The organism is Streptomyces sp. NPDC087270, from assembly GCF_044744625.1.
Classification (GTDB): domain Bacteria; phylum Actinomycetota; class Actinomycetes; order Streptomycetales; family Streptomycetaceae; genus Actinacidiphila.
This window is the reverse complement of the sequence record NZ_JBIUYR010000014.1, coordinates 34277-57345: the sequence shown is the minus strand read 5'-3', so window position 1 is coordinate 57345 and position 23069 is coordinate 34277. Positions and strand designations below refer to the sequence as shown.

Sequence of the window (23069 nt, the reverse complement as noted above, 5' to 3'; positions counted from 1 at the left end):
GCCGATGCCGAAGTCGGGGCCGATGTCGTAGGGGCGCGGGCCGGAGAGCCCGGTCCACCGGCACGGCCACCGGGGCACCCGGGTCGGCTCCCGCCCCCGCCCCACCGCAGCCGCCATCCCCACCACTCACCAGGAACCCGCCGTGCACCTGACCATCCTCGCCGCCTCCGGCGCCACGGGCCTCGCGCTGACCCGCCAGGCGCTCGACCGCGGGCACACCGTCACCGCCGTCGCCCGTACCCCCGCGCGGATCACCGTCCCCGACGACCCGCGCCTGACCCGCGTCGCCGCCGACGTACGCGACCCCGCCTCCATCGCCGAAGCGCTGCGCGGGAGCCAGGTGGTGCTGTCCGGTCTCGGCGTGGCCAAGGGCGACCGGCCCGGCGCCCTGACGTCCGGCGCCCGCGCGGTGGTCGCCGCCGGACCCGAGCGGATCGTGTGGCTGGGCGCCTACGGCACCGGTCCCTCCGCCCGGTCCGCCGGTCCCGTCACCCGTACGCTCCTCAAAGCGCTCGGCGCCCAACTGGCCGACAAGGTCGCCGCGGACGCCACCGTCCTCCAGGCCGGCGGCACGGTCTTCCACGCGGGGCCGCTCTCCAACGGCCCGCTCGGCCCGCGCCGGCGCACCACCGGCCTCGACGGCGCTCCCAGACGCCTTCTCCCCGCCCGGGTGAGCCGGGAGACGGTGGCCGCGGCCATGCTCGACGAGGCGGAGGACCCGCGCCACGCGGGCCGGATCGCCCTGCCGTTGAGCCGGTGAGAGCCACCGGACCACCGGACCGCCGAACCGCCGTGCCGCAGAGGGGCGCTGACCGCCCCCGCCTCCCGTCCGGCGAGCGCGCGTCGACGGTCACGCCACCGGCGAACACGGCGGCCCGGGGCGTTCGGCGCGGCTAGCGTGGCGACATGAGCGACGTGGTGACGTACGAGGTCAACGGGGTGCGGCTGGTCGGCGACGCGGAGGGGCCGGCCGACGGGGCGGCGGTGCTGCTCCTGCACGGGCTGGGCGAGAACCGCGGCTCGTGGCGGGCCGTGTCGGCGGCGCTGGCGGCGGACGGCCTGCGGACCCTGGCCGTCGACATGCGCGGGCACGGCGAGAGCGACCACCCGGGGGAGTACGCCTACGAGGCCATGCGCGACGACGTCCTCGGCCTGATCGACGCGCTCGGGCAGGAGCAGGTGGTGATCGTCGCCCACTCGATGGGGACCGTGCCCGCCTCGCTGGTGGCGATGGACCGCCCGGCGGCCGTGGCGCGGCTGGTGCTGGAGGAGGGCCCGCTGCCCTTCCCCGCCGAGCCCCGCCGCCCGGTCCCCGAAGGCCCCGACGGCCCCACGCCGTACGACTGGCGGGTGGTGCGGGACGTCGCGGTGCAGCGCAACGCGCCGGCCGCCCGGCACTGGGACGGCCTCGCCGAGATCACCGCGCCCACCCTGGTGATCGCCGGCGGCCCGGGCAGCCACCTGCCGCAGGACCAGCTCGCGCGGACCGCCGCGCGCATCCCGGACTCCCGCCTGGCGACGATCGACGCGGGGCACATGGTGCACGACGAGCGCCCGGCGGAGTTCATCGAGACGGTGCGCGCGTTCCTCGGACACCCCCACGGACCGCGGCGGACCGGGCCGGAAACCGCCTGATGCGAGCGCCGGTTCAACCGCTGACGTGCACCGCGATCGTCCGGGCGCAGGCCAGCGGGTCGGTGTGGGAGGAGTCGACCTCCAGGTCGTAGCTGACACCGGTGTGGACCAGCGTCGCCTGCCGCGCCGCCATGCCCGGGACCCGGTCGCCGCGCGCGGCCTCCCGGGCGGCGGCCACCGCCGGGTCGCAGCGCACCCCCACCCACAGCACACCGAGGCCGGCCATCGCGTCGCGCCAGCGGGTCTGGGAGGCGGCGCCGCCGAGGAAGACCTCGTCGATGACGAGGTGCGCGCCCGCGCGGGCGGTCGCGGCCATGCCCAGCGCCCACGCGTCGTCGAGCCGGCGGAACTCCGCGCCCGGCACCACCTCCCCGTCGGGCCCGAACGCGATGCCTTCACCGCCGTCCGGCCCCGGGCCGGACTCCGCGTCCTCCTCGCGCATGCGGGCCGGGAGCGCCTCGACCAGGGTGTCGGTGCCGAACGTCAGCCACGGCGGGCCGGGCAGCACGTCCTGCAGAGCGCGCGCGATACTGCTCTTCCCCGAACTGGAGCCGCCGTTCAGAATGATCACCTGGGTGGGCATGCCGCCACCGTAGGCAGGACGAACGGGGAGGTCCAGTGGATTCCGGCAGCACGGACGGCGCGGAGGTCGCGGACGGCACGACGGGCGACGAGCGGGGCGAGCGGCGGAGCGACGGGCCGGACGCGCTGCGCGTGATGACCTGGAACCTGTGGTGGCGCTTCGGCGGCTGGCAGGAGCGGCGCGAGGCGATCCTGCGCACCCTCGAAGCCGAACGGCCCGACGTCCTGGGCCTTCAGGAGGTGTGGGCGAGCGGCGGTCCCGACGGGGCGGGCGGGGAGAACCTGGCGGAGTGGCTCGCCGAGCGCCTCGGCATGCACTGGGCCTGGTCGCGCGCGGCGGCGCAGGACCGCTGGCACGCCCGCAACGGCGGCGACACCAGCGTCGACGTCGGCGTGGCCGTACTGAGCCGGCACCCGATCCTGGCGACGGCCGAGCGCCGTCTGCCCACGCTGCCCGGCCACCGCGACGACGGCAAGACCGCGCTGCACGCCCTCCTCGACGTGCCCGGCGGGCCGCTGCCCTTCTTCACCACCCACCTCAACTCCGGTGTCGCCGAGTCCGCGGTGCGCTGCGCGCAGGTCCGCGAGCTGGCCGTGTTCGTCGCCGAGCACGCCCACGGGCCCTACCCGCCGGTCGTCACCGGCGACTTCAACGCCGAGCCCGACTTCGACGAGGTACGGCTGATCTGCGGCTACAAGACCGCCCCCGCCGTCCCCGGGCTGGTGCTCCTCGACGCCTGGCGGTTCGCCGATCCCGCGCTGCCGCAGGGCACCTGGGACATCAGCACCGAGTACGCGGTGAACTTCGGGGACCGCCCGAGCTGTATCGACTACATCCTCGTCGGCCTGCCGGGCCCGGACAGCCGCGGCTGGGTCCGTACCGCCCGCCGCGCCGGCGACCGGCAGGTGGCCGGGGTGTGGCCCTCCGACCACGCCGCCGTGATCGCGGAACTCGCCCTGCCAGACCCGTCGTTGAAGCTGAGCGGCGCCTGATCCCGGGCGTCCGGGTCAGCGCCACTCGACGGCGAACGCGCGGGCCGGGTTCGCCACGAGGATCGCCTCGGCGGCGTCCTCGCCCAGAGCGGCGGCGACCCGGGGCCGCAGCACCCGCAGCAGGTAGGGGATGCCGGGGGAGCCGCCGGTCGAAGCGCGGGCGGAGGCGAGGACGTTGTCGCCGCCGAGCAGGATCTGGTCGGTGTGCCCTGCCGCGGCGAGTTCGGTGAGGCAGTCCAACAGCCGCCAGTCGGTGGCGTGGTGGGCGCGGGAGGGCCCGTCGAAGGCGAGGAACGCGCCGGAGGAGGCCAGTTCGCGGTGGATGCCGGAGTCGGGGAACCGGTTGAGGTGGCCGAGCAGGATGCTGGTCACCGGGACGCCCAACTCGCCGTGCAGCAGCGCGAGTACATCGACAGCGGCGGTGCCCATCTCGTGGTGGACACCGATCGGCGCGCCCGTGGCGTGGTGCGCCCGCGCCGCCGCCGTCATCACCTCGCGGGTGTGCCCGTCCAGGCCGTGGAACATCCCGGCCACCTTGATCATGCCCGCCTTCGCGCCGCCACGCGGCCCGCCCGGATCGTCGCCGGCGAGCATGCCCTCGGCCAACTCGGCGGTGAAGAAGGCCGCGAGGCCGTCCGACCGCAGCCGGTCCAGCAGCGCGGGAGCGTAGTGCGCGGCCTGGTGCAGGCCGGTCGCCGCCACCACATGCACCCCGGCCGCCCTCGACAGCGCGGGCAGCCCGGCGGCATTCCGCCCCAGCCCGAACGGCGTCCACTGCGCCACCGCCGCGCCGCCCACCGCCCGGAACGCCGCCAACTCCGCCTCCGCCGCGGCCGGATCGTCCAGTTCCTGCCCGGCGAACGCGGGCGCGGCGAAGAACAGGTGGTCGTGCGCGTCGGTCACCCCGAGCCGCTCGGGCGCGATGTCGCCGAGCACCGTCCGTACGGTCTTCACGCGGCACCGCCGTCCGCGCCGCTGCCGCTGCCGCTGCCGACGCCCGTGCCGGGGTCGTTCGCCGCGTTGCCGTCCGGGGCCACCCCGAGGTCGGCGAAGGCCGCCGCGGCGACCCGCAGCCCCGCCAGCGCCTTGGGCACGCCGACGTACGGCGCGAGGTGCACCATCACCTCGACGATCTCCGCGGGGGCGATGCCGGTCCGCAGCGAGTTGCGGACGTGGTCGTCGAGTTGGGGCTCCACGCCGCCGAGCGCGGTGAGCGCGGCGAGGTTCGCGACGAGGCGGTCCCGCAGGGCGAGGCCGTCGCGCTGGTAGGTGCCGCCGAACAGCGCGGTGACGATCCAGTCGGCGAACCCCGGCGCCAGGGCGTCCAGCGGGGACAAGGTGCCCTCGACGGTGCCCGGTCCGGCGAGGTCGCCGAGCAGCCGGTAGCCCGCCTCGCGGTCGATCTTCGCCTGCTTCACCACTGCCTCCCGGTGTCGATGGCGTCCAGTTCGGGCCGCGACAGGTGCAGCACCTGGAAGCGCTCGGCCCCGGGCTCCTCGGGCGCGGCGTCCCGCCACAGCGTGAAACGCAGCAACTCCCAGTGGCGCGGGTCGACCAGCAGCGCGGCGGAGTGCGCGCCGGGCCGTGCCGCCACCTCCCGCAGCTCCGCCAACTCGCGTGCGACGGCCTCCGCGAGCGGTTCGCCGGCGGCCAGTTGCCGGGCCGCTCGGGTGGCGGCGGCCGGCGGCTGCGCCACCTCCGGACCGCGTTCGAAGCCGAGCCCGGTCCAGTGCTCGACCGTCGGGCGGCCGAAGTCGTCCACCAGGGAACGGAATCCGGGTCCCCACAGGAAGCTGTTCATGCCCTGGGCGGTGTTCCACAGGTAGAAGGGCGCGTACTCGTTCACCGGCGAGCCGTCGGTGCCGCGCTCCCGGATCAGGTACGCCTTCTGCCCCAACCCCGGGAAGGCGTCGAGCAGATGGCCACGAGTCGCGACCCGCTGTCTGATGATGCCCATGTCGTAGTCGGCGGGCAGGGCGATGCGGTAGTTCATGCCGTGCACGGGTGGGTGCTCCCTCGTCAGGTACGAGCCGTCGCGCGGGTGCGCGGGTGCGCGGGCGGTGCGTACGCGTCCTCGTGTCGTGCTGCCCGCACGTCTCGTACGGGCCAAGTGCCTTGGCGGGCACAGCGATTGGGGCCCTCGGCCGGTGTACGGCGCGGGAGGTCGTACGGTCGCGGGCGGTGCCGCGTTGATCAGGGGCCGGGTGAAGTGGCCGGGTGGAGCGGCCGGGTCAGGCGGCCGGGTCGGTCGCGGCGGCCCGGAGCAGGCCGAGCGCACCGCGCACCGCCTGGTCGAACGGTCCGCGGTCGCCGGCCGCGCGGGCGAGCACGTAACCGCCCTGGACGACCGCGGCCAGTGCCGCCGCCGTGTCGCCTGCGTCGATCTCCGGGCGCAGCTCCCCGGCCGCGATGCCGTCGGCGACGATGTCGGCGAGCCGCCCGCGCAGCCACGCGAACGTGTCGCGGACCGGCTCCCTCAGCTCGTCGCTGGCGATCACCTCCGGGTCCATCGCCATCCGGCCGACCCGGCAGCCGCGCAGCGGCTCCCGCTCGCGCATCAGATACGCGCCGACCCGCGCCACCGCGGTGTCGCCCTCGGCGAGCTGCGCGTCGGCCTGCGCCCGCAACTGCGCCGCGCTGCGCCGCATCGCCGCGGCGGCGAGGTCGGGCTTGCCCTTGAAGTGGTGGTACATGCTGCCCTGCCCGGCACCGGCCCGCTCCTGGATGGCCTTCGGGCTGGTGCCGACGTAGCCGCGCTCCCAGAGCAGTTCCTGCGCGCTTGCGACGAGGCGTTCCGCGGTGTCCATGGACTCATCGTACATACTAGTAGGTACAGAACCAAGCCCGAAGAACGGCGGCGGGTCGACCCCGCCGCCGACCGGACCCGCAAGCGGACCCGGAGATGGGCCCGGAAACGGGCCGGAACGTGGTCGGGTGCGTCAGGCGAAGTACACGTCGGACCCGGCGACCACCGTGCCGAAGCGGGGGAAGTTCAGCGCCACCGCCGCCTCGTGCTCGGCCGCCGTCAGCCCCGACATCGCGTCGTGCGCGAAGACCAGCCGGTAGCCGAGGTCGGCGGCGGCCCGCGCGGTGGACTCCACGCCCATGTTCGTGGCGATCCCGGCGAGCACCAGGGTGTCGATGCCGCGCTCCCGCAGGCGCGCGTCCAACTCGGTGCCCTGGAACGCCCCGACCGTGCGCTTGACCAGCAGCGCGTCCGCGACCGCGGCGACCTGCGGCACCAGATCGCTGCCGGGTGGCTGCTCGGCCGCCCCCGACCGGCGCGCCCGCACCGCCACCACCGGCGCGCCCGCCGCGCGGAAGGCCGCCGCCAGCCGCACCGCCGCGGCGACCACCTCCGACCCCGGGTGCGGGGCCAGCGGCAGCGCGACGATCCGGTCCATCAGGTCGACGAGCACGAGGGCGGTACGGGCGGGGTCGAGACCCGGCGCGAGCGGGGACTCGCGGGTGTCGCCGGCCGCGCGGTAGTCGTGATCATGTGCGGTCATGATCGGACCCTACCGGCCGGGCCCGCTTCGCGCGTACGGATCGAACGGGGTGGTGTGGTAGGGCAGTTGGGGCGCGTGAGGATCGCATCCGGCACCGCGCGGACCCGGTGCCGGACCGGCCGCCATAGCGCATCCGGGCGCCCCCGCGTGCGGCTTCCGCCTTCTTCTGCCGGGTGGGTCCAACACCGATAGGCTGGAAGCGGACGACGATGTGGGAGGAGTCAGGACGTGGCTGAGAGCACCATCGGACAGCCGTTGGCCAACGGGAAGAAGCCTCAGGTGGATCTGACCGGGGCCGAGTGGCTGTCCAGCAGCCAGGGCACCGGGGACGTGCAGATCGCTTTCGTGGAGGGGTACATCGCGATGCGCGACGGCCGCAACCCCGAGGGGCCCGCGCTGATCTTCACCCCCGCGGAATGGCGTGCCTTCGTGCTGGGCGCCCGCGACGGCGAGTTCGATCTGACCTGACCCGTCGGGGCGGTGGGTTCCGCGGTCGCGGGACCCACCTGCCGACGACGCTCTGCCGCGCGGTTCCCGCCAAGGGCCGTGCGCCTACGGCCAGTTGCCCAGCGGCGGCAACGGACCGCCGCGCAGCGGCTCTTCGGGGTGCCGCCCGGCCAGCCACGCGGCGAGGTCGGTGAGGCGGCCCTCGACGGACAGCGGTGACCCGGAGCCGTGCGACCAGCGGAAGTCCGCGTCCGTGGCGGTGAGCGTCACCCGGTAGCCGTCCGGCACGCGGGGAGCGAGGAAGCCGATGAGGTGGGTGCACAGCGGCACCGACCAGGAGTGGGTTCCGTAGCCGAGGTCCGCGTCGGCCGTGTGGATCTCCAACTCCCGCCACCAGGCGAGCCCGGCGTCGCGCAGGGTGCCGTCGCGGTAGCGGACCGGCCGCTCCCAGTCGTCCGGCCCGACCAGGGACCAGGACGCCTCGACCTCGTCGAGCGCGTCCGCGAGCGCGGGCGCGAGCTGCTGCACCGGGCGCCGGTGCCCGGCCTCGATGGCGGCGTCACGGGTCGGGCGGCCCCCGTCGTAGACGTCGATGAGCTTGCCGCGCAGTGCGTAACGGGCCTGCCGGGCAAGGGCGAGGCCGACCCCCTCGATGTGGGTGAGCACATGGCCGCGGCTCCAGCCGGGCAGCGGGCTGGGCCCGCGCAGTACCTCGTCGGTGAGGGCCGGCAGCAGGGCGCGCAGCCGGGACTGCCCCTCGGCGAGCGCCGCCTGGAGATCGGCGGGTGCGGTTCCGGTCACGGCCACAGCAGTCCACGCTCCCAACCGGCGTCCGTGCGGCGGTAGTCGACGCGGGTGTGCCGGCGTTCCCGGTCGCCCTGCCAGAACTCCACCTGCTCGGCGTGCAGCGTGTACAGCGTCCAGCCGGGCGCCACCAGCCCGGGCTCCGCCGCGATCCGCTCGGCGGCGGCGCGCACGTCGGCGTCGCGGGCGGCGAGGTCGGACAGCGGGGTGCTTTGCCGGCCGAGCAGCGCCTCGGCCCGGGCGCCGGGGGAGCGGGCGAGGAAGTCGGCGGCGGACTCCTCGGGGTTGCCGGGGCGTACGGTTCCGCGCACCCGCACCTGGCGGGCGAGCGGGGACCAGTAGAAGGTGAGCGCCGCGGCGGAGCGGCCGGACAGCTCGCGGCCCTTGCGGCTGCCGGCGTCGGCGGCGAACTGCCAGCCGTCGGCGGTGACGTTCTTGCAGATCAGCACCCGTGCCGACGGGGTGCCGTCGAGGCCGGTGGTGGACACGGTCATCGCGTGCGGTTCGCGCACCCCTTGCCGGATGGCCGTCAGCAGCCACTCGGTGAACAATTCGTGCGGGTCGGCGGGAAGTCGAGAGACGTCGAAGTCCGGCAACTCCCCCTCGAACACCTCGATCTCGCGCAGTACCTCGCGCAGGTCGGACACGAATACCCCCTCTGCATTAATGGTGTACGGCGACGATACCATTAGGTCATGCCGGTTGATCATCTCGCTCTCGCCCTCGCGGTCACCGTGCGCCATGACGGCCACGGCGGAGTCGCGGACGACCTCGCCGCCCCCGAGGGCCTGACCGCCTGGGTCCGGCAGCACGAGCGGGCGCTGGCGGAGTACGGCTTCGTGACGGCGGACGAGGGGGACGGGCGTGCGGACCCCGCCCATCCCGCTGTGGCCGCCGACCCCGCCGTGCTCGCCGCCGCCGTCGGCGTACGGACCGCGCTGCGGGCGCTGTTCGCGCGGGCGGTGCTTCCCGGCGCCCCCAGCAAGGCCGACGCCGGGCGGCTGCCCGACGCGGCGGCGGCCCTGGAGCGGCTGAACGCGGCCGCGGCGCGGGTGCCGGTCACCCACCGGCTCGCCTGGCCCGCCGACGGCCCGCCCGCCGCCGGCTACGCGGTGGCCGGCCGCCACGCCCCGGCCGACCTGCTCGCCGCCGCGCTCGCCCGGGCCGGCATGGCCTTCCTGGCCGGCCCGGACCGCGCCCGGTTGCGGGCCTGCCCGGCACCGCGCTGCGTGCGCTACTTCGTCCAGGCGCACGCCCGCCAGGAGTGGTGCAAGCCCTCCTGCGGCAACCGCGCCCGCGTCGCCCGCCACCATGCCCGCCAGCGGGCCCGTACCGCCGACGACCCGAACTGACGCTCCACGCGGGCCGGTTGGGCCGGGCGTCTCGGGACTGATCGCCGTCGCCGGAGCCGCGTCGACCGCGCCGGCCCGCCCGTAAGGCCCGCACCGGTCCGACCGTACGACCCGCACCGCCCGCATGCACGACCCTCCCGCACCGCCCGCACCCGACTCCCCATCCCTTTCATCCGCCCCCTTCGGTTACGCGCGGTAACGGGGGCGCACGCGGGGCGCATGGGAGCTTTGGCGGGGAGTGGGGCCCGAGTGGAGTGGTGACGGCCGGGAGGCCCGTGGGACAGTCGCGGCGGGCCGACCGGGAAGGCACCCGCCTCCCCCGCGGAGTCATGGGCTCCACCCTGCCGGTACGCCTCCTGCCAGTGGCGTACCGGCAGGGTCGTTCCCGCTGACCGAGCGCAGCCGACGGCGTACCCTGTGGACCGATCGGACCGAGTGCGCCGGGCGCGCGCCCCGCCGGTCGGCAAGGGGGAGAGCATGGCTGGAGGGCCCGCCGGCGTCGCCCGCCCGCTGCTCGAGCGTGACGTCGAACTCGCGGCCGTCGACGAGGCGTTGACCGCCCTCACCGGAGTGGCGCCCGGCGCCTTACCGGAGCCGGCCGGCGGTCGGCTACGGCGGCGGGGCGGGCTGCTGGCGTTCGCCGGGCCCGCCGGGCTGGGCAAGACGACCCTGCTCGCCGAGGTACGGGCCCGGGCCGCGGACCGCGGCTGCACCGTGCTGTCCGCGCGCGGCGGCGACCAGGAGCAGCAGGTCGCTTTCCACGTCGCACGGCAACTCCTGCAACCGCTGCTGGCCGGCTCCACCGAGGCGGATCTGCGGGCGGCACTGGGCAGTTGGTACGGCATCGTGGGCCCGGCGCTGGGGCTGTGCACCGCGCAGGGCGCCGCCCCCGACCCCCAGGGGCTGCGCGACGGACTGGACTGGGTGCTCACCCACGTGGTGGTCCGGCACGCCCCGGTGGTGCTGGTGCTCGACGACGCGCACTGGGCCGACCCGCAGTCCCTGAACTGGCTGGCCGCGTTCGCACCCCGCACCGACGACCTCGCGCTGCTCGTCGTGGTGGCCTACCGCCCGGACGAACTGCCGCCGTCCGCCGAGGCGTTCCGCGGCCTGCCGGGCCGTGCCGGGCACCGTCCGCTCGGCCTGGAACCGCTGACCGCCGACGCGATCGGCCTGCTGGTGCGCGACCGGGTCGGCGCGCACGCCGACGAGGAGTTCTGCCGGGAGTGCTGGGCGGTCACCGCGGGAAACCCGTTCGAGGCGGTCGAGTTGGCCGCGAAGGTCCGTGACCGGGGGCTGCAACCCGACGGTGGCAGCGTCCACCTGCTGCGCGACCTGGTCGCCGCGGTGAAGGGCAGCGGCCTGGTCGCCCGGCTGGAGCGGCTCGGCCCCTCCACGGTCCGCCTCGCCTGGGCCGCCGCCGTGCTCGGCACCGAGATCCGGCCCGCGCTGGCCGCCGCCGTGGCCGGCCTGGGCACCCAGGAGGCCGCCGACTGCGCGGACCGGCTGCGGGCCGCGCGCGTCCTCACCGGCAGCCGCACCCTGGAGTTCGTCCACCCGCTGATCGCCACCGCCGTCTACCGGGCGATACCCGACGCGGTGCGGGTCGCCCTGCACGGCAAGGCCGCGTGGGCCGTGGTCGACGCCGGGCTCGGCCCCACCGCGGCCGCCCGCCACCTGCTGGAGACCCACCCCGAGGAGGACCCGTGGGTGGTGCACCAACTGCGCGCCGCCGCCCGGGAGATCCTGCGGGCCGGCGCCCCCGAGGCGGCCCGCAGCTGCCTGGCCCGGGCGCTGCGCGAGCCCCCGCCGCCCGGCGAGCGGGCCGGCGTGCTCTACGAACTCGGCTGCGCCACACAGCTGCTGGAGCCCTCGACCACCGTCAACCACCTGCGGGCCGCCCTCGAAGAGCCGATCGACGACCCGGAACTGCGCGACGGCATCCTCTTCCTGCTCTCCCAGTCCCTCGCGCACAGCGACCGGCTCAGCGAGGCCGCCGACGTCGTCGGCCGGGCCGCCCGCACCGCCACCGGGGCACGCACCCGACTGCGCATGCAGGCCGAGCAGTTCATGTGGGACGCCTTCCGCTCCGACGAACCCGACTCGCCCGGCAGGTCCCGCCGGCTGGCCCGGCTCGCCGACCGCCTCACCGGCCGCGACCTCACCGAGCGGTACATCATCGGCCTGCGCGCCTGGGACGCCACCTTGCGCGGCGAACCCACCGGCACCGTCCTGCGCCACGCCGCCCGCGCCCTGCGCGGCGGCCTGCCCTGGGTCGACGAGGGCCGCGGCTTCGAGGTGCCGGTGCTGGTCGCGATGACCCACCTGTACGCCGACCGGCCCGAGCGCGCCGAGGAGCTGTTCGCCGAGGGCATCGCCGACTTCGAACGCCACGGCTGGCGCGGCGCGCACCTCTCCTTCGGGTACGTCCTGCTCGGCTACGTCCGCCACCGCTGCGGGCGGCTCGCCGAGGCGGAGGAACTGGCCCGCGACGGATTGCGGCTGGCCGAGCGGGTCGGCCGCGGCACCCCCGTGCAGTGGTACGCCGTCGGCGTGCTCGCCGGGGTGCTGATCGCCCGTGGCCGCCCCGAGGAGGCGGCCGCGCTCGCCGCCGACTACGACTTCGCCGCGCCCTTCCCGGCCGCCGTGACCTTTCCCGACGCCCAGGCCGTGCACGGCGAGATCCTGCTCGCGCTGGGCCGGTACCAGGAGGCCGCCGCGGAACTCGCCGCGGTCGGGCGGCGGCTCGACCCGCGCGGCATGCGCAACCCGGGCTGGTGCCCCTGGCAGCTCCACCTGGCCCTCGCCGAGGCGCACGACGCCCCCGACCGCGCGGCGAGCACCGCGCTCGACGCGGTCGGCCGGGCCCGGCAGTTCGGTGCGCCGTCCGCGGTCGGGGGCGCGCTGCGGGTCGCCGCCGAGGTGATCGGCGGGGCACGCGGCCTCGACCTGCTCGCCGAGGCCGTCGCCCAGCTGGAGGCGTCGCCCGCTGCCCATCAGCTCGCGGCGGCGCGGGTCGCCCAGGGCGCCGCCCTGCGCGCGGCGGGCCGCCCGGGACCGGCCGCCGACGCGCTGCGGCTGGGGCTGGACGGTGCGGTGGGCTGCGGCGCGGACGGCCTGGCGGGCACCGCGCGGGCCGAACTGGCCCGGCTGCCCGCGCCGCTGTCCGTGCCCATGCCCGCGCCGCTGTCCGTGCCGCCCGCCGCGCCGCAGGCCCCGCCCGCCGCGGCACCGCGCGAGACGTGAAAGACGGGCTCCCGCCCCGGCCGTGCCACCCCGTACGATGGCCGTATGTCCTTCCTCCGCCGCCGTAGCGCAGCCACGCCCACCGGGCCGGACTTCGACGTCCTCGCGATGGACCCGGGGGACTGGCCCGGCGACCTGGGCGCGGGGCTGCTGCCCGGTGCCGACGGGAGCTGCCAGGGCATCTACCTGCGGTACGACCTCTTCGGCGGCCGCGGCCCCGCGATGCTGATCGGGAACCTCCCCGAGGGCTCCCCGGCCCGCGAACTGGAGGAGGGCCAGGTGCCCTTCGAGGTGGCCCAGCTGCTGGCCGCGCTCGGCAACGACGAACCGGCCGAGGTCGTCGACGTCGAGGGCACCCCGGTGATGCTGGGCGACGGACCGCTGATCGTCCGCCGGATCAAGATCTCCGAGTCGCGGGTCGCCTGCGCGCAGTTCGACCGCAGCGACGGCGTGCAGGTCACCATCGCCACCTGGGACCGTCCGATCACCGACGACCTCTACCAGCTGCTCAAGCCGCTGCCCGCGGAGATGTTCCAGGCCGAGTGAACGCCCGGGCCGCGAGCCGGCCGGGCCGAACGAACCGCATCCAGCCGCACCAAGCCGAACGACGTAAGGGGCGCCATCCCAGGATGGCGCCCCTTACCTGTGTCACCTGCTCATCTGCTCACCGGTGTCACCCGTCGCCGCGGCCTCCCGGCCCGGCTACGGCAGCGCCGAGGGCACGAGCGCGACATCGGACGCGAGAACGTACTCCACGCGGTGCCCGAGCTGGATCTCGTAGTAGACGTTCTTGCCCCGCACCACCTGGTGGCTCGCCGGATCGAAGGTCACCGAGTAGTAGTACTCGCCGTGCACCGCGCCGCCGACCACGTACCGCTGGCCGGCCGGGATGGAGTACGGCATCGGGCTGAGCGCCTGGACCGGCACGCCGGCCGGGAACGCGCTCGCCTCGGGGTAGGCGCGGCCGTAGACCGGGATGCTCGCCAGACCCTTCTTCGGGGTCACCACCAGACCCGTCGCGTCCACGGCCGTCGGGTTCGCCTTCGGGTTGTGGAACCACGCCTTCTGGCCGAGGTACCAGATCGCGGTCCAGTCGCCCTGCCGTCCGGCGACCGCGTACTGCTGGCCGGTGGACGCCCGCGCGCCCACGTCGTTGACGTCGGTGGTGCTGGCGCCCGTCGCACCGTGCAGACCCACGTCCTGCACCAGCGGAGCGTCCTCGCTCGGCGCCGTGTACAGCCGCACCGCGTCGGAGCCGTGCGCCGGGCAGGTCGCGCCGGCCGTGGTGCAGCCGGTGTAGACCGGCTGGTTCGTCGCGTAGTCCGGGTCGATCGTCACCTCACCGCCCCACGCCCCCGCCGTCGGGTGGATCGGCGCGCCGAGCAGCGCCATGTAGTGGGCCCAGTCCCAGTACGGTCCGGGGTCGGTGTGCATGCCGGGAACGTAGGAACCCGTCGGACCCGGCACGTTGTCGTGGCCGAGGATGTGCTGCCGGTTCAGCGGCACGTCGTACTTCTGCGCCAGGTAGCGCACCAGCCGCGCCGACGAGCGGTACATCGCCTCCGTGTACCAGGCGTCCGGGTCGGTGAGGAAGCCCTCGTGCTCGACCCCGATGGACTTGGCGTTGGTGTACCAGTTGCCCGCCTGCCAGCCGACGTCCTGCGTCTTCACATGCTGCGCAATGTGCCCGTCGGAGGAGCGCACCGTGTAGTGCCACGCCAGGTATGTCGGGTCCTGCACCAGCTTCAGCGAGGTGGCCCAGGAACCCTCGGTGTCGTGGATGACGATCGTGTCGATCTTCTCGTCGTTCGGCCGGTCGGCGAGGTCGTAGTTGCCGTAGTCCCCGCCGCCGATCTCCTGGTAGGGCGCCGGCACCCACTCGCAGCCCAGCCCCGGCGGGCACTCGGTGCCCGCGTCGTTGTCCGCGCGCAGCCCCACCTTCGCGGCCTGGCCGGCCGCGGGCGCCAGACCGGGCACCGCCGCGAGCGCCACCCGCTGGCCGCTGTCGGTGGTGCGCGCCTGGCCCTGCCGGATCACGTCGAACACGTCGTCGGCGAAGGAGTCCGCGGTGTCCCGGTCGTCCGCGCCGGAGTAGCGCGCCACGGCGGCGTACCAGTCGGCCGGATCGGCGCTCAGCGGTTCGCCCAGCTCGCGCTGCTCCGCGGCCAGCAGAGCGGCGCCGCCGGCCACGTTCGCCGTCGGCGTGTCGCGCAGCTCGGCGGACGGCAGCCCGGTGAGGGTCGCCGCGCGCCGCACCGTGGTCAGGTTCGCCGGGAAGGCCGCGGTGGCCGGCGCCGCCGCCTGCGCGGGCGTGATCAGCGGGCGCGAGTCGTCGCCGCGCCCGTCGTCGCCCCCGTCGCCGACCTGCTTGACCGGGAAGTCGGTCAGCGCGGTCCGCGCGTCGGTCAGGTGCATCGGCCCGTAGCCGCCGGTGACGCTCGGCATGCCCTGGTGGCCGTCCCACCGGGACTCCATGTACGACACGCCCAGCAGCACGCTGCTCGGCACTCCGTACTTCCCGGCGGCGTCGGTGAACGCCTGCTGGAGCGAACCCGGAGCGGCGGCCGCGTGCGCGGTCCCCGCGCCGAACAGCGGCAGTAGCACGGCCGCCGCGGCGACCGCGACCGCGCTTCGGGCGCGGCGCCCGAGCGGCACGGATCTTCCAGGCGGGGACGGGGGAGCGGAACGCGGCACGAGGGCCTCCTCCGGATGGGGGGTTGCCGAGTTGATCGGTTCCCCACAGGTACCGGCCCTCCCGACGCCCCGTCAACCACCCGTATACGGCGCGTCTTCCGCACGTCAGGGCCGCGCACCCCGGGTTTCCGCGCCACGCGGCCGCCCACCTGCCGACCGCCAGAGGCGTACACCTGTGCACCCGCTGTGCTCCGTTTCAGCGGCCTGTCGACAATTCCCGCCGCGGGGCGGAGGCGTGGGCCGGTGCGCCGCGCCCAACTCGTTGGCCAAAGAGGCCGGCCGGCGTCGAGAATCCCGCCATGACCAACGGCAGCGACGACCTGGACCGCATCTTCGTTCGCAGCAGGTGGGGCGACAGGCGCTACGTCTACAACCCGTACAACCCCATCGGCCGCGCGCTCATCGCCGGGACCGTGCTGGTCGCGGTTGTCGCCCTGTTCCTGCTGCACCGCTCGTCCGTCCGTGGCGCTTCGGGCGACTGGAGCGAGAAGGAGTTGCGGAAGGCGGTGACGGCGGCGACGGCCGAGCTGGCGAGCGACGCCGAGTTCGGGCCCGGAAGCGTGGGCTACGAGGAGATCCTCCAGAGCGGGATAGCGGAAGCGGCCCACCGCGCCGAGCGCGGCCTCACCGTCGCCCTCGCCTCGGCGCCCCCGACGTCGGCCCTGGTCGAGGGCGGTCCGGAACGGGCCGACTACACCGTCAGCGCCGACGGCACGGACACGCAGCTGTGCCTCGACGTCCACGCGCTGAAGCGCAGGATGGCCATGGGCTACGACTCCGTGACCATCTCCGTCGGCGAGGGGGCGTGCCCCGCCTCCTGACAGCCGCCCGCCCTGCCCGGCGGCTGTCCCGTCCGGCCGGCAGCCGTTACTGCGTGCCGACCGCCGCCCGCACCGCGCGCCTCGCCATCCCGCAGTCGTCGTGCAGCCGCCGCAGCAGCAGCCGCTGCTCCTCGCCCGCCTCGGCGGAACCCGGCGGGACCGGCCCGGTGGCCCGCATCGTCCGCTGCACGGCGGTCTCGTAGGTACGGATCTCCCGGGTCAGCACCAGCATCAGGTTGACCAGGAACCCGTCACGGGCCTCCGCGCCCTGGGCCTGCGCCTGCTGGCTGATCTGGCGCCGCGCGGCGGGATCGTCCCCGAGCACCGACCACAGCACCGCCAGGTCGTACCCGGGCAGGTACCAGCCCGCGTGCTCCCAGTCGACCAGCGACGGTCCGGCCGGCGACAGCAGCACGTTCGACAGGAGGGCGTCGCCGTGGCAGAACTGGCCCGGCGCGTGCGCCAGCCCGCGCAGCAGCTTCTGCAGGTCGCCCAGATCCCGGTCGGTGAGCAGGCCCAGTTCGTGGTAGCGCCCGATCCGCGCCGGGTAGTCGATCGGCGCGTCGAACGAACCGGGGGCCGGCCGCCAGGAGTTGATCCGCGAGTACGCCGACAGCGCGGCGCGCACATCCGCCCGGGTGGGCGCCTGCACGGGGTGCCGCTGCGGCGTGACCACCCGTCCGGGCATCCGCTCCATCACCAGCACGCAGCTGTCCGGGTCGGCGGCGATCAGCCGCGGCACCCGCACCGGCGGGCGCTGCCGGACGAACGTGCGGTAGGCCGCTATCTCATGGCGGAAACGTTCCGCCCAGGCGGGGGAGTGGTCCAGCAGACACTTGGCGACCGCCGGCGCCCGGCCGGAGGTGCCGATCAGCAGCGCGGTACGGCCGCCGCGCCGCAGCAACTGCACGGGGGCGAACTCGGGGCAGATCCGCTGCACGGCGGCCACGGCGGTGCGCAGCTGAGCCCCCTGCGGGCCGGTCAAGTCGATTCTCCCGCTGAGCGGATGGGCGCCGCCGGCCATGTTCCGCCGCAAGGCGGCCGGGCGCGGGCGCAGCACCGGCTCGGCGACGGAGGGGTGCGAGGGCCGGGGCGGGGCGGACACGGAGGACGATGCCGAATACATGAGTGGAAGCAGATCCCTTCGCGTGCCAAGGAGTTCCAGGGGCGCCGTCCCGGTCCGGTACCGCACCCTGGGGAATGCGGAACCGGGCCGGGGTGGCGCGTTCCTACCTGACACCCTGGCGCGGGTGGCAGACCATCTGGCGGACCCTGGCGAACCCTGGCGAATAGTCGCGAGGCGAATGTCACCGGGATTAGTGTCAACGTGCCGAGGAACCTGGGGGCTTGACGTGGGCAACGAAGCCAACACCCGACTCGCGGACCTGTTCGGCCTCACCGGCTGGTCCAAGGGCGAACTCGCACGGCTGGTCAACCGGCATGCGGCGGCCATGGGCCATCCGCAGCTGGCGACCGACACCTCGCGGGTACGCCGCTGGATCGACACCGGTGAGTCGCCGCGCGAACCCGTGCCGAGAGTGCTGGCCGCGCTGTTCACCGAGCGCCTCGGACGTGTCGTGACCATCGAGGATCTCGGCTTCGACCGGCGCCGGCAGGCGGGGAAGAAACAGATCGGCGACGGCCTGCCGTGGCCGCCGGAGCGAACCGCCGCGGTCCTCACCGAATTCACGGGAATGGACCTCATGCTCAACCGACGCGGACTGGTGGGCGCGGGCGCCGCGCTCACCGCCGGCACCGTACTCAGCACGGCCATGCACGAGTGGCTGCACACCGATCCGGCCCTGGCGGCCGACGCACCCGTCCTCGACGACCCTCTCGCGGTCGATCCGGTCGCGCACGACGTCTACGAGGCGGCCCCGATCGGCTCCCAGGAGATCGAGTCGCTGGAGCACTCGGTCGAGGTGTTCCGCGCCTGGGACGCCTCACGCGGCGGCGGGCTCCAGCGCAAGGCGGTGGTCGGCCAGCTCAACGAGGTCGGCGGCATGCTCTCCTACCGCCACCCCCCGCATCTGCAACGCCGGTTGTGGGGGGTGGCGGCCAACCTCGCGGTGCTCGCCGGCTGGATGTCGCACGACGTCGGCCTGGAGCCGACCGCCCAGAAGTACTTCGTGATCGCCGCGCACGCGGCACGCGAGGGCGGCGACCGGCCGCGGGCCGGTGAGGCGCTGTCCAGGGCGGCCCGCCAGATGGTGCACCTGGACCGGCCCGACGACGCGATCGACCTGATGAAGCTCGCCACGTCCGGTTCCGGCGAGCAGACCCTGCCGCGTATCCAGGCGATGCTGCGCACCGTCGAGGCGTGGGCGCAGGCGTCGATGGGGCGCGGCCAGGAGATGCGGCGCACCCTGGGCGAGGCCGAGGAGCTCTTCGCGTCCGACGCGGGCGAGGGGCCGCCGCCGAGCTGGATGCAGAACTTCGACGAGGCCGACCTGCACGGCATGCAGGCGCTCGCGTACCGCACGCTGGCCGAGCACGACCCGTCGGCCGCCGTCCAGGCCCAACTGCACGCCAGGCGGGCGATCGACCTGCGCGGCGGCGGCCGCGAGCGGTCGATGATCTTCGACTACCTCTCGCTCGCCTCGGCCTGCTTCATCGCCAACGACCCCGAACAGGCGGACCGCTACGCCCGGATCGCGCTGTCGACCATCGGGCAGACCTCCTCGCACCGCACCTGGGACCGGCTGCGCCAGATGTACCGGCTCACCGCGCGGTACTCCGGGCAGGTGGAGATCCAGGAGCTGCGCCGGGAGATCGAGACGGCGCTGCCGAAGCAGAAGGCGCCCCGGGAGGGAAAGGGGGCGAAGGAGCCCAAGGGGAAGAACCCGCAGACCCGTTCGGTGTGACGCCGCCGTCACGTCACACCGTTGTCGGGCAGCGGGAGAAACCCCTGTCGGTCATGTGCCCACGCCTCACGGCCGGTTGGTCATGACGCCGTGTCGCCCTACGGCCCGTCGTGCGGTCCGGTGACCTCGCGGTCGCGTTCGCGTGATCTCACCTTCGGGTGATCGCTCGGGCGGTCAGGAGATCCTCGCGATCAGTACGCACGCGTCGTCCGCCCGGTCGGGGACGTCGAACTCCTCGGCCACCATGCGCAGGCAGTCCTGTGCGGACCGGGCGCCGTCGAACAGCGGTCCCATGGCGAGCAGGCGTTCGGCGCTGCCGCCGGCGGTCGCGTTGTGCGGGGAGCGGCTCGGCACCAGGCCGTCGGTGTGCAGCAACAGCAGGTCGCCGGGGAGGAGTTGTTCCCGCGCCTGGGCGTACCGGGCACCGGAGGTGGCGCCGAGCAGCATGCCGTCGGGCGAGTCGAGGACGCGCCCCGTCCCGTTGCGGAACAGCAGCGGGGCGGGGTGCCCGGCCTGCGCCCAGCGCAGCACCCGCTCACCGGGTTCGTACCGGCAGCACAGGGCGCTGCCGAGGGCGGGCTGCGCGGAGGTGTCGAGGAGTTCGTTGAGCGAGGACATCAGCGCGCCGGGCTCCAACCCGGCGACGGCCATGCCGCGCAGCGCGCCGAGCAGCATCGCCATGCCCGAAGTCGCGGCCACACCATGCCCGGTGAGGTCGCCGACCGACAGTAAGGAGGAACCGTCGGGCAGTTGCATCGCGTCGTACCAGTCGCCGCCGATCAGGCCGCTGGTCGCCGACGGGAGATAGCGCGCGGCAAGGTCCATCGCGGCGGGACCGCCCTCCTGCGGGAAGCGCAGGCCGCCACGCCACGGTGGGAGTACGGCCTCCTGCAGTTCCACCGCGAGTCGGCGCTCGGTCTGCGCGATCTGCCGCTGCCGCTCCAGGGAGTCGCGGGTCTCCCTGAGGGTGCGCTGGCTGCGCCGCAGATCGCTGACGTCGCGGATCACCGCCCACATCGCGATGGTGCCGCCGTCCGCGTCGAAGACCGGTTCGCCGACCATGTGCACGGTGCGCACGGAGCCTTCGGCCCGCACGATCCTGAACTCGCCGTCGATCGGCCGCCCGTCGACCAGGCAGCCGGTCACCATCTCGGAGAGCAGTTGCTGGTCCTCCGAGAAGAGCCATGACGGCAACTCGTCCAGGGTCAACGGTCCGTCCTTCTGGGCGCGGCCGAAGATGCGGTACAACTCGTCGGACCACTGCACCGCGTCGGTGAGCAGGTCCCACTGGGCGCTTCCGGCCCGCCCGAGCGCGCCGACCGCGACCGGGTCGGGCAGCGCGGAGGCGCCGATCGCCGCGTCGAGCGGTGACCCGGGCTCCCGCGCCGGCGCCTCGACCGGCACGTCCAGGTCGAAGCCCTCCCGCAACTGCCCCAGGTGGGTGCCCAGATCGTCGAGCTGGTGCACCGCGAGGTCGCACAGCGCACGCTGCCACCGCAGCCGCGGGTCCTCAGCCGCCGACACGCTCTCGCCGAGCACTTCGTCGACCCGGCTGCGCAACTGGCGCGCCTGGCTGATCAGAGCATCCACAGCCCCGGGACCCGGTGGCTGTGCTGCGGGGGAATCCGCGTGCGCGGGGGACGGCATGACGCACTCCGAGGGATGTCTGCGGGCAGCCGCTGGTGCGGCCGTGGCGGACGGTGGGACAGATGGACCAGTAACGACTGTTGCACAGCGAGCGATGGCTCGTAAGGGTTTCCGCGATACCCGATCCGGTGGTGCTTCCGGCATATGCCAAAAGCCCACACTTTCGTGTGTACTTCCTCCGGGCCGCCCAGCCGCGCGCGGAGCGCAACATCCGGTGCCGCGGGGGTACTTGGCGGCGGGATGGAGGCGGGCGGGCGGTGATCTCCCGGTGCGGCGGCACCGGACCGCGCTCAGGACGGGGTAAAGGGGTGCCCAGGCGGTACGCGGGGCACCGGTCCGGCCGAGGAGACCACCCGGCGCGCTGTCGCGGACGGCTCCTCAGAGCGGCGCGGCGGAGCCGGCACCGCACGCTGGGTCCCCTCAGTGCCGACGGCTGACCGCCGACCGCCGACCGCCGCCGACCGTGCGAGCAAAGGGGACGTCGATCGGCGGTACGGGCGCGCGGCGCCATGCCGTACGCCTGGCCGGGCTTCTTGCCGCCGGGGGGGAGCGGAATCGTGCGGAGGTGGAACGGCGAGGGCGAGGTGCCGGGCGCGGCGCCGCTTCCGGTGCGGGCGGGGGCAGCCGCGTGTGCGGCCGTACGCCCGGCGGGGTTTGTTGCCGCCGGGGGCGGAGCGGAAACGTCCGGAGGTGGAACGGCGAGGGCGAGGTGCTGGGCGCGGCGCCGTTTCCGTGCGGGCGGGGCCAGCCGCGTGTGCGGCCGGCGCCCGGTGGGGCCTCGCGTCAGCCGGCGTTCACCCGGCGCTCAACCGGCCCCGGACCGCCGTCTGGACGTCCACTTCCTCCGCGGGGTCCGCGGCCAGCCTGCGCAGTTGCGCCAGCACCCGGACGTCGCCGGACGCGGCCTTCCGCGCCGCGAGCTCCCGCGTGCTCTCCTCGCAGTCCCACAGGCACTCCACCGCGAACCCGGCCGCGAACCCCGGATCGGTGGCGGCCAGCGCGTGTGCGGCGATCCCGCGCAACTGCGAGGACGACGTCTCCCGGTAGAGATGCCTGAGCACCGGCGCCGCGCGGCAAGCGGCGAGCCGCCCCGCGCCTTCGACCAGCGCGTCGAGCCCGTCGGCGTCGGCCCCGCCGGCCTGTACGGCCCGCCGGAGCGCGGCCAGCACGAGGTCGGCGTCGCGCGGCCCGCCGTGTCTGGCCAGAATCCGGGCGGCGGCGTACCCGAGCGGGTCGGTGCGCTCCGCCCACTGGCGCGCGTGCGCGGTCGCGTCGTCGTCGGCACGCCGCTCGAACGACTCGACGGCGGCCCGTACCACCCGCTCGTCCGCGGCGGCCGCGGCGGCCTCCAGGAGGGCGAACGCCTCGGGGTCGCGGCGGTCGACGAGGTGGCGCAGCGCGGCCGCGCGGGCGGCCGACGGGCCGTGCAGGGCCGCGTCCAGCAGCGCGGGGCGGTCCTCGGGCCCGGCCACCGAGGCGAGGCAGCGGGCGGCGGGCTGGTCGCGGTCGAGCACGGGATACTGCGCGAGCCCCTGCTCGGCCCACTCCAGTACGGCCGCGACGCTCCACCCGGGGGTGGGTCCGGCGGACCGCATCTGCCGCTGCCAGCGGTCGAAGGACACCTGCTCGGTGGCCTTGCGGACCCGGGCGGCGGTGCCGGGCCGGGCGGCGTCCTCGGCCCACAGCTGCCAGGGCCGCGGTTCGTACGCCTCGCGGACGGCCCGCGCCAGCTCCGCGTCGCCCTCCTCGGTCTCCGGGAACCGGGCGACCACGGCGGGGCCGAGCGCGCGCAGGCCGGCTTCGTCGTCGCGCACGGCGAGCTCGTCCAGCGCCCAGGACCAGGAGCCGCCGGCCGCGGCGTAGCGGCGCAGCAGCCGCAGGGCGTCGCGGCGGCCGTACCCCGCCAGGTGCCCGAGCACGGACAGCGCCAGCCCGCAGCGGTGCTCGTCGGGGACGAGCAGGTCGTCGGGATGGAAGAGGTGCTGTTCGACCCCGTCGAGCGGGCCCTCGAGGTCGGAGTAGAGGCGGGCGTAGTACAGCGAGCGCGACTCGACCCGCCAGTCCAGGCGAGGGTCGCGCAGCACGCAGTGCTCCAGGGCGGCGAGGGCCTCCGCCCGCTCGGTCGCCAGGGCATGGAGGGGCCCGTCCCCGCGTCCTCGCTGGAGGAGGCCGAGAAGGGTGCCACTGGGCGCTATGTCTGGGTCGAACATGAGGTCAGCATCCGGTGCGGGGGGTCTCATGGCAACGGGATTTCCGTGGCCAGGCGTGTAACGCCGTCCGGCATCCTTACCGGCCACCGGGCTTTTATGCCTGGCGATCGAGTGGACTCCCATGGGGACGGGCGCCGGAAGCCTACCGACTCGCCCCCGCCGCTGTCGCTCCGCCCACCGCCGCCCGACCCTCCAGGCCGCGTCCGCAGTGCCGCGTCCGCCCGCTGTCCTCGACCGATGCCAGCGGTTCGTCGAGCGGCGTACG

At 75.1% G+C, this 23069-nt stretch carries 21 protein-coding genes; 9 read left to right on the top strand and 12 right to left on the bottom strand.

Going from position 1 to position 23069, the window contains the following annotated elements:
- Positions 1-142: 142 nt before the first annotated feature.
- Entirely contained in the window at positions 143-760 is a 618-nt protein-coding gene (locus ACIPAE_RS26175) for an NAD(P)-binding oxidoreductase (RefSeq protein WP_366410716.1), read from the top strand.
- Positions 761-906: 146 nt separating this feature from the next.
- Positions 907-1635, top strand: coding sequence for an alpha/beta fold hydrolase (locus ACIPAE_RS26170; protein ID WP_402448316.1), 729 nt, complete (start codon positions 907-909; stop codon positions 1633-1635).
- Positions 1636-1648: 13 nt separating this feature from the next.
- Here ACIPAE_RS26170 and cpt read toward each other — a convergent pair whose 3' ends face one another.
- Complete coding sequence (gene cpt / locus ACIPAE_RS26165; protein ID WP_402448313.1) at positions 1649-2218, bottom strand: chloramphenicol phosphotransferase CPT; 570 nt, start codon at positions 2216-2218, stop codon at positions 1649-1651.
- A 134-nt stretch (positions 2219-2352) separates the two neighbouring features.
- Here cpt and ACIPAE_RS26160 point away from each other — a divergent pair, with 134 nt between their 5' ends.
- Positions 2353-3210 carry an endonuclease/exonuclease/phosphatase family protein gene (locus tag ACIPAE_RS26160; protein WP_402448500.1) on the top strand — a complete coding sequence of 286 codons (858 nt, stop codon included), beginning with the start codon at positions 2353-2355 and terminating at the stop codon, positions 3208-3210.
- A 15-nt stretch (positions 3211-3225) separates the two neighbouring features.
- On the opposite strand, the gene ACIPAE_RS26155 is transcribed toward ACIPAE_RS26160, so the two are convergent.
- From ACIPAE_RS26155 to ACIPAE_RS26135, 5 genes are all read right to left on the bottom strand, one after another.
- Positions 3226-4164, bottom strand: coding sequence for a phosphotriesterase (locus ACIPAE_RS26155; RefSeq protein ID WP_402448312.1), 939 nt, complete (start codon positions 4162-4164; stop codon positions 3226-3228).
- Positions 4161-4628 (bottom strand): carboxymuconolactone decarboxylase family protein, encoded by a 468-nt coding sequence (locus tag ACIPAE_RS26150; protein WP_402448309.1) that lies wholly within the window; start codon positions 4626-4628, stop codon positions 4161-4163. The genes ACIPAE_RS26155 and ACIPAE_RS26150 overlap by 4 nt, the downstream gene beginning before the upstream one ends.
- Positions 4625-5212 (bottom strand): DUF4865 family protein, encoded by a 588-nt coding sequence (locus ACIPAE_RS26145; RefSeq protein WP_366410721.1) that lies wholly within the window; start codon positions 5210-5212, stop codon positions 4625-4627. Before ACIPAE_RS26145 ends, ACIPAE_RS26150 begins: the two co-directional genes overlap by 4 nt.
- 229 nt (positions 5213-5441) lie before the next feature.
- The gene (locus ACIPAE_RS26140) at positions 5442-6017 is read right to left on the bottom strand and encodes a TetR/AcrR family transcriptional regulator (protein WP_402448307.1); all 576 of its coding nucleotides are present in this window, start codon (positions 6015-6017) and stop codon (positions 5442-5444) included.
- 132 nt (positions 6018-6149) lie between these two features.
- A complete protein-coding gene (locus ACIPAE_RS26135; protein ID WP_328472410.1) occupies positions 6150-6719 on the bottom strand; it encodes an isochorismatase family protein in 570 nt (189 codons plus the stop codon).
- 228 nt (positions 6720-6947) lie between these two features.
- Between ACIPAE_RS26135 and ACIPAE_RS26130 the strand changes: the two genes are divergently transcribed.
- Positions 6948-7187 carry a DUF397 domain-containing protein gene (locus ACIPAE_RS26130; protein WP_103889877.1) on the top strand — a complete coding sequence of 80 codons (240 nt, stop codon included), beginning with the start codon at positions 6948-6950 and terminating at the stop codon, positions 7185-7187.
- Positions 7188-7271: 84 nt separating this feature from the next.
- Here ACIPAE_RS26130 and ACIPAE_RS26125 read toward each other — a convergent pair whose 3' ends face one another.
- Together ACIPAE_RS26125 and ACIPAE_RS26120 are read right to left on the bottom strand one after the other, a co-directional pair.
- Entirely contained in the window at positions 7272-7967 is a 696-nt protein-coding gene (locus tag ACIPAE_RS26125; protein ID WP_402448304.1) for a maleylpyruvate isomerase family mycothiol-dependent enzyme, read from the bottom strand.
- Complete coding sequence (locus ACIPAE_RS26120; RefSeq protein ID WP_329362286.1) at positions 7964-8617, bottom strand: pyridoxal 5'-phosphate synthase; 654 nt, start codon at positions 8615-8617, stop codon at positions 7964-7966. The genes ACIPAE_RS26125 and ACIPAE_RS26120 overlap by 4 nt, the downstream gene beginning before the upstream one ends.
- 48 nt (positions 8618-8665) lie before the next feature.
- Here ACIPAE_RS26120 and ACIPAE_RS26115 point away from each other — a divergent pair, with 48 nt between their 5' ends.
- The 3 genes from ACIPAE_RS26115 (at position 8666) to ACIPAE_RS26105 (ending at position 13114) form a co-directional block, all read left to right on the top strand.
- Positions 8666-9322 (top strand): ABATE domain-containing protein, encoded by a 657-nt coding sequence (locus ACIPAE_RS26115; RefSeq protein WP_402448300.1) that lies wholly within the window; start codon positions 8666-8668, stop codon positions 9320-9322.
- A 477-nt stretch (positions 9323-9799) separates the two neighbouring features.
- Positions 9800-12568: an ATP-binding protein gene (locus ACIPAE_RS26110; protein WP_402448299.1), complete on the top strand. Its 2769-nt coding sequence runs from the start codon at positions 9800-9802 to the stop codon at positions 12566-12568.
- A 45-nt stretch (positions 12569-12613) separates the two neighbouring features.
- Positions 12614-13114, top strand: coding sequence for a hypothetical protein (locus tag ACIPAE_RS26105; RefSeq protein ID WP_328472424.1), 501 nt, complete (start codon positions 12614-12616; stop codon positions 13112-13114).
- A gap of 156 nt (positions 13115-13270) precedes the next feature.
- Here ACIPAE_RS26105 and ACIPAE_RS26100 read toward each other — a convergent pair whose 3' ends face one another.
- Positions 13271-15223: an N-acetylmuramoyl-L-alanine amidase gene (locus ACIPAE_RS26100; RefSeq protein WP_402448297.1), complete on the bottom strand. Its 1953-nt coding sequence runs from the start codon at positions 15221-15223 to the stop codon at positions 13271-13273.
- Positions 15224-15561: 338 nt separating this feature from the next.
- Between ACIPAE_RS26100 and ACIPAE_RS26095 the strand changes: the two genes are divergently transcribed.
- Positions 15562-16083: a hypothetical protein gene (locus ACIPAE_RS26095; RefSeq protein ID WP_402448296.1), complete on the top strand. Its 522-nt coding sequence runs from the start codon at positions 15562-15564 to the stop codon at positions 16081-16083.
- Between the two features lie 46 nt (positions 16084-16129).
- On the opposite strand, the gene ACIPAE_RS26090 is transcribed toward ACIPAE_RS26095, so the two are convergent.
- The gene (locus tag ACIPAE_RS26090) at positions 16130-17209 is read right to left on the bottom strand and encodes an aminoglycoside phosphotransferase family protein (RefSeq protein WP_402448293.1); all 1080 of its coding nucleotides are present in this window, start codon (positions 17207-17209) and stop codon (positions 16130-16132) included.
- Positions 17210-17435: 226 nt separating this feature from the next.
- Here ACIPAE_RS26090 and ACIPAE_RS26085 point away from each other — a divergent pair, with 226 nt between their 5' ends.
- Positions 17436-18947, top strand: coding sequence for a hypothetical protein (locus tag ACIPAE_RS26085; RefSeq protein ID WP_366410728.1), 1512 nt, complete (start codon positions 17436-17438; stop codon positions 18945-18947).
- A 174-nt stretch (positions 18948-19121) separates the two neighbouring features.
- Here the strand turns inward: ACIPAE_RS26085 and ACIPAE_RS26080 are convergent, their stop codons facing one another.
- Together ACIPAE_RS26080 and ACIPAE_RS26075 are read right to left on the bottom strand one after the other, a co-directional pair.
- Positions 19122-20594: a PP2C family protein-serine/threonine phosphatase gene (locus tag ACIPAE_RS26080; RefSeq protein WP_402448290.1), complete on the bottom strand. Its 1473-nt coding sequence runs from the start codon at positions 20592-20594 to the stop codon at positions 19122-19124.
- A gap of 794 nt (positions 20595-21388) precedes the next feature.
- Entirely contained in the window at positions 21389-22804 is a 1416-nt protein-coding gene (locus tag ACIPAE_RS26075) for a HEAT repeat domain-containing protein (RefSeq protein WP_329362270.1), read from the bottom strand.
- Positions 22805-23069: the final 265 nt, after the last annotated feature.

Coding starts and splice junctions, on each gene's coding strand:
- ACIPAE_RS26170 (WP_402448316.1), top strand. CDS start 907: ATGAGCGACGTGGTGACGTACGAGGTCAACGGGGTGCGGCTGGTCGGC.
- cpt (WP_402448313.1), bottom strand. CDS start 2,218: ATGCCCACCCAGGTGATCATTCTGAACGGCGGCTCCAGTTCGGGGAAG.
- ACIPAE_RS26160 (WP_402448500.1), top strand. CDS start 2,353: ATGACCTGGAACCTGTGGTGGCGCTTCGGCGGCTGGCAGGAGCGGCGC.
- ACIPAE_RS26140 (WP_402448307.1), bottom strand. CDS start 6,017: ATGGACACCGCGGAACGCCTCGTCGCAAGCGCGCAGGAACTGCTCTGG.
- ACIPAE_RS26135 (WP_328472410.1), bottom strand. CDS start 6,719: ATGACCGCACATGATCACGACTACCGCGCGGCCGGCGACACCCGCGAG.
- ACIPAE_RS26115 (WP_402448300.1), top strand. CDS start 8,666: ATGCCGGTTGATCATCTCGCTCTCGCCCTCGCGGTCACCGTGCGCCAT.
- ACIPAE_RS26110 (WP_402448299.1), top strand. CDS start 9,800: ATGGCTGGAGGGCCCGCCGGCGTCGCCCGCCCGCTGCTCGAGCGTGAC.
- ACIPAE_RS26105 (WP_328472424.1), top strand. CDS start 12,614: ATGTCCTTCCTCCGCCGCCGTAGCGCAGCCACGCCCACCGGGCCGGAC.
- ACIPAE_RS26095 (WP_402448296.1), top strand. CDS start 15,562: ATGACCAACGGCAGCGACGACCTGGACCGCATCTTCGTTCGCAGCAGG.
- ACIPAE_RS26090 (WP_402448293.1), bottom strand. CDS start 17,209: ATGTATTCGGCATCGTCCTCCGTGTCCGCCCCGCCCCGGCCCTCGCAC.
- ACIPAE_RS26080 (WP_402448290.1), bottom strand. CDS start 20,594: ATGCCGTCCCCCGCGCACGCGGATTCCCCCGCAGCACAGCCACCGGGT.
- ACIPAE_RS26075 (WP_329362270.1), bottom strand. CDS start 22,804: ATGTTCGACCCAGACATAGCGCCCAGTGGCACCCTTCTCGGCCTCCTC.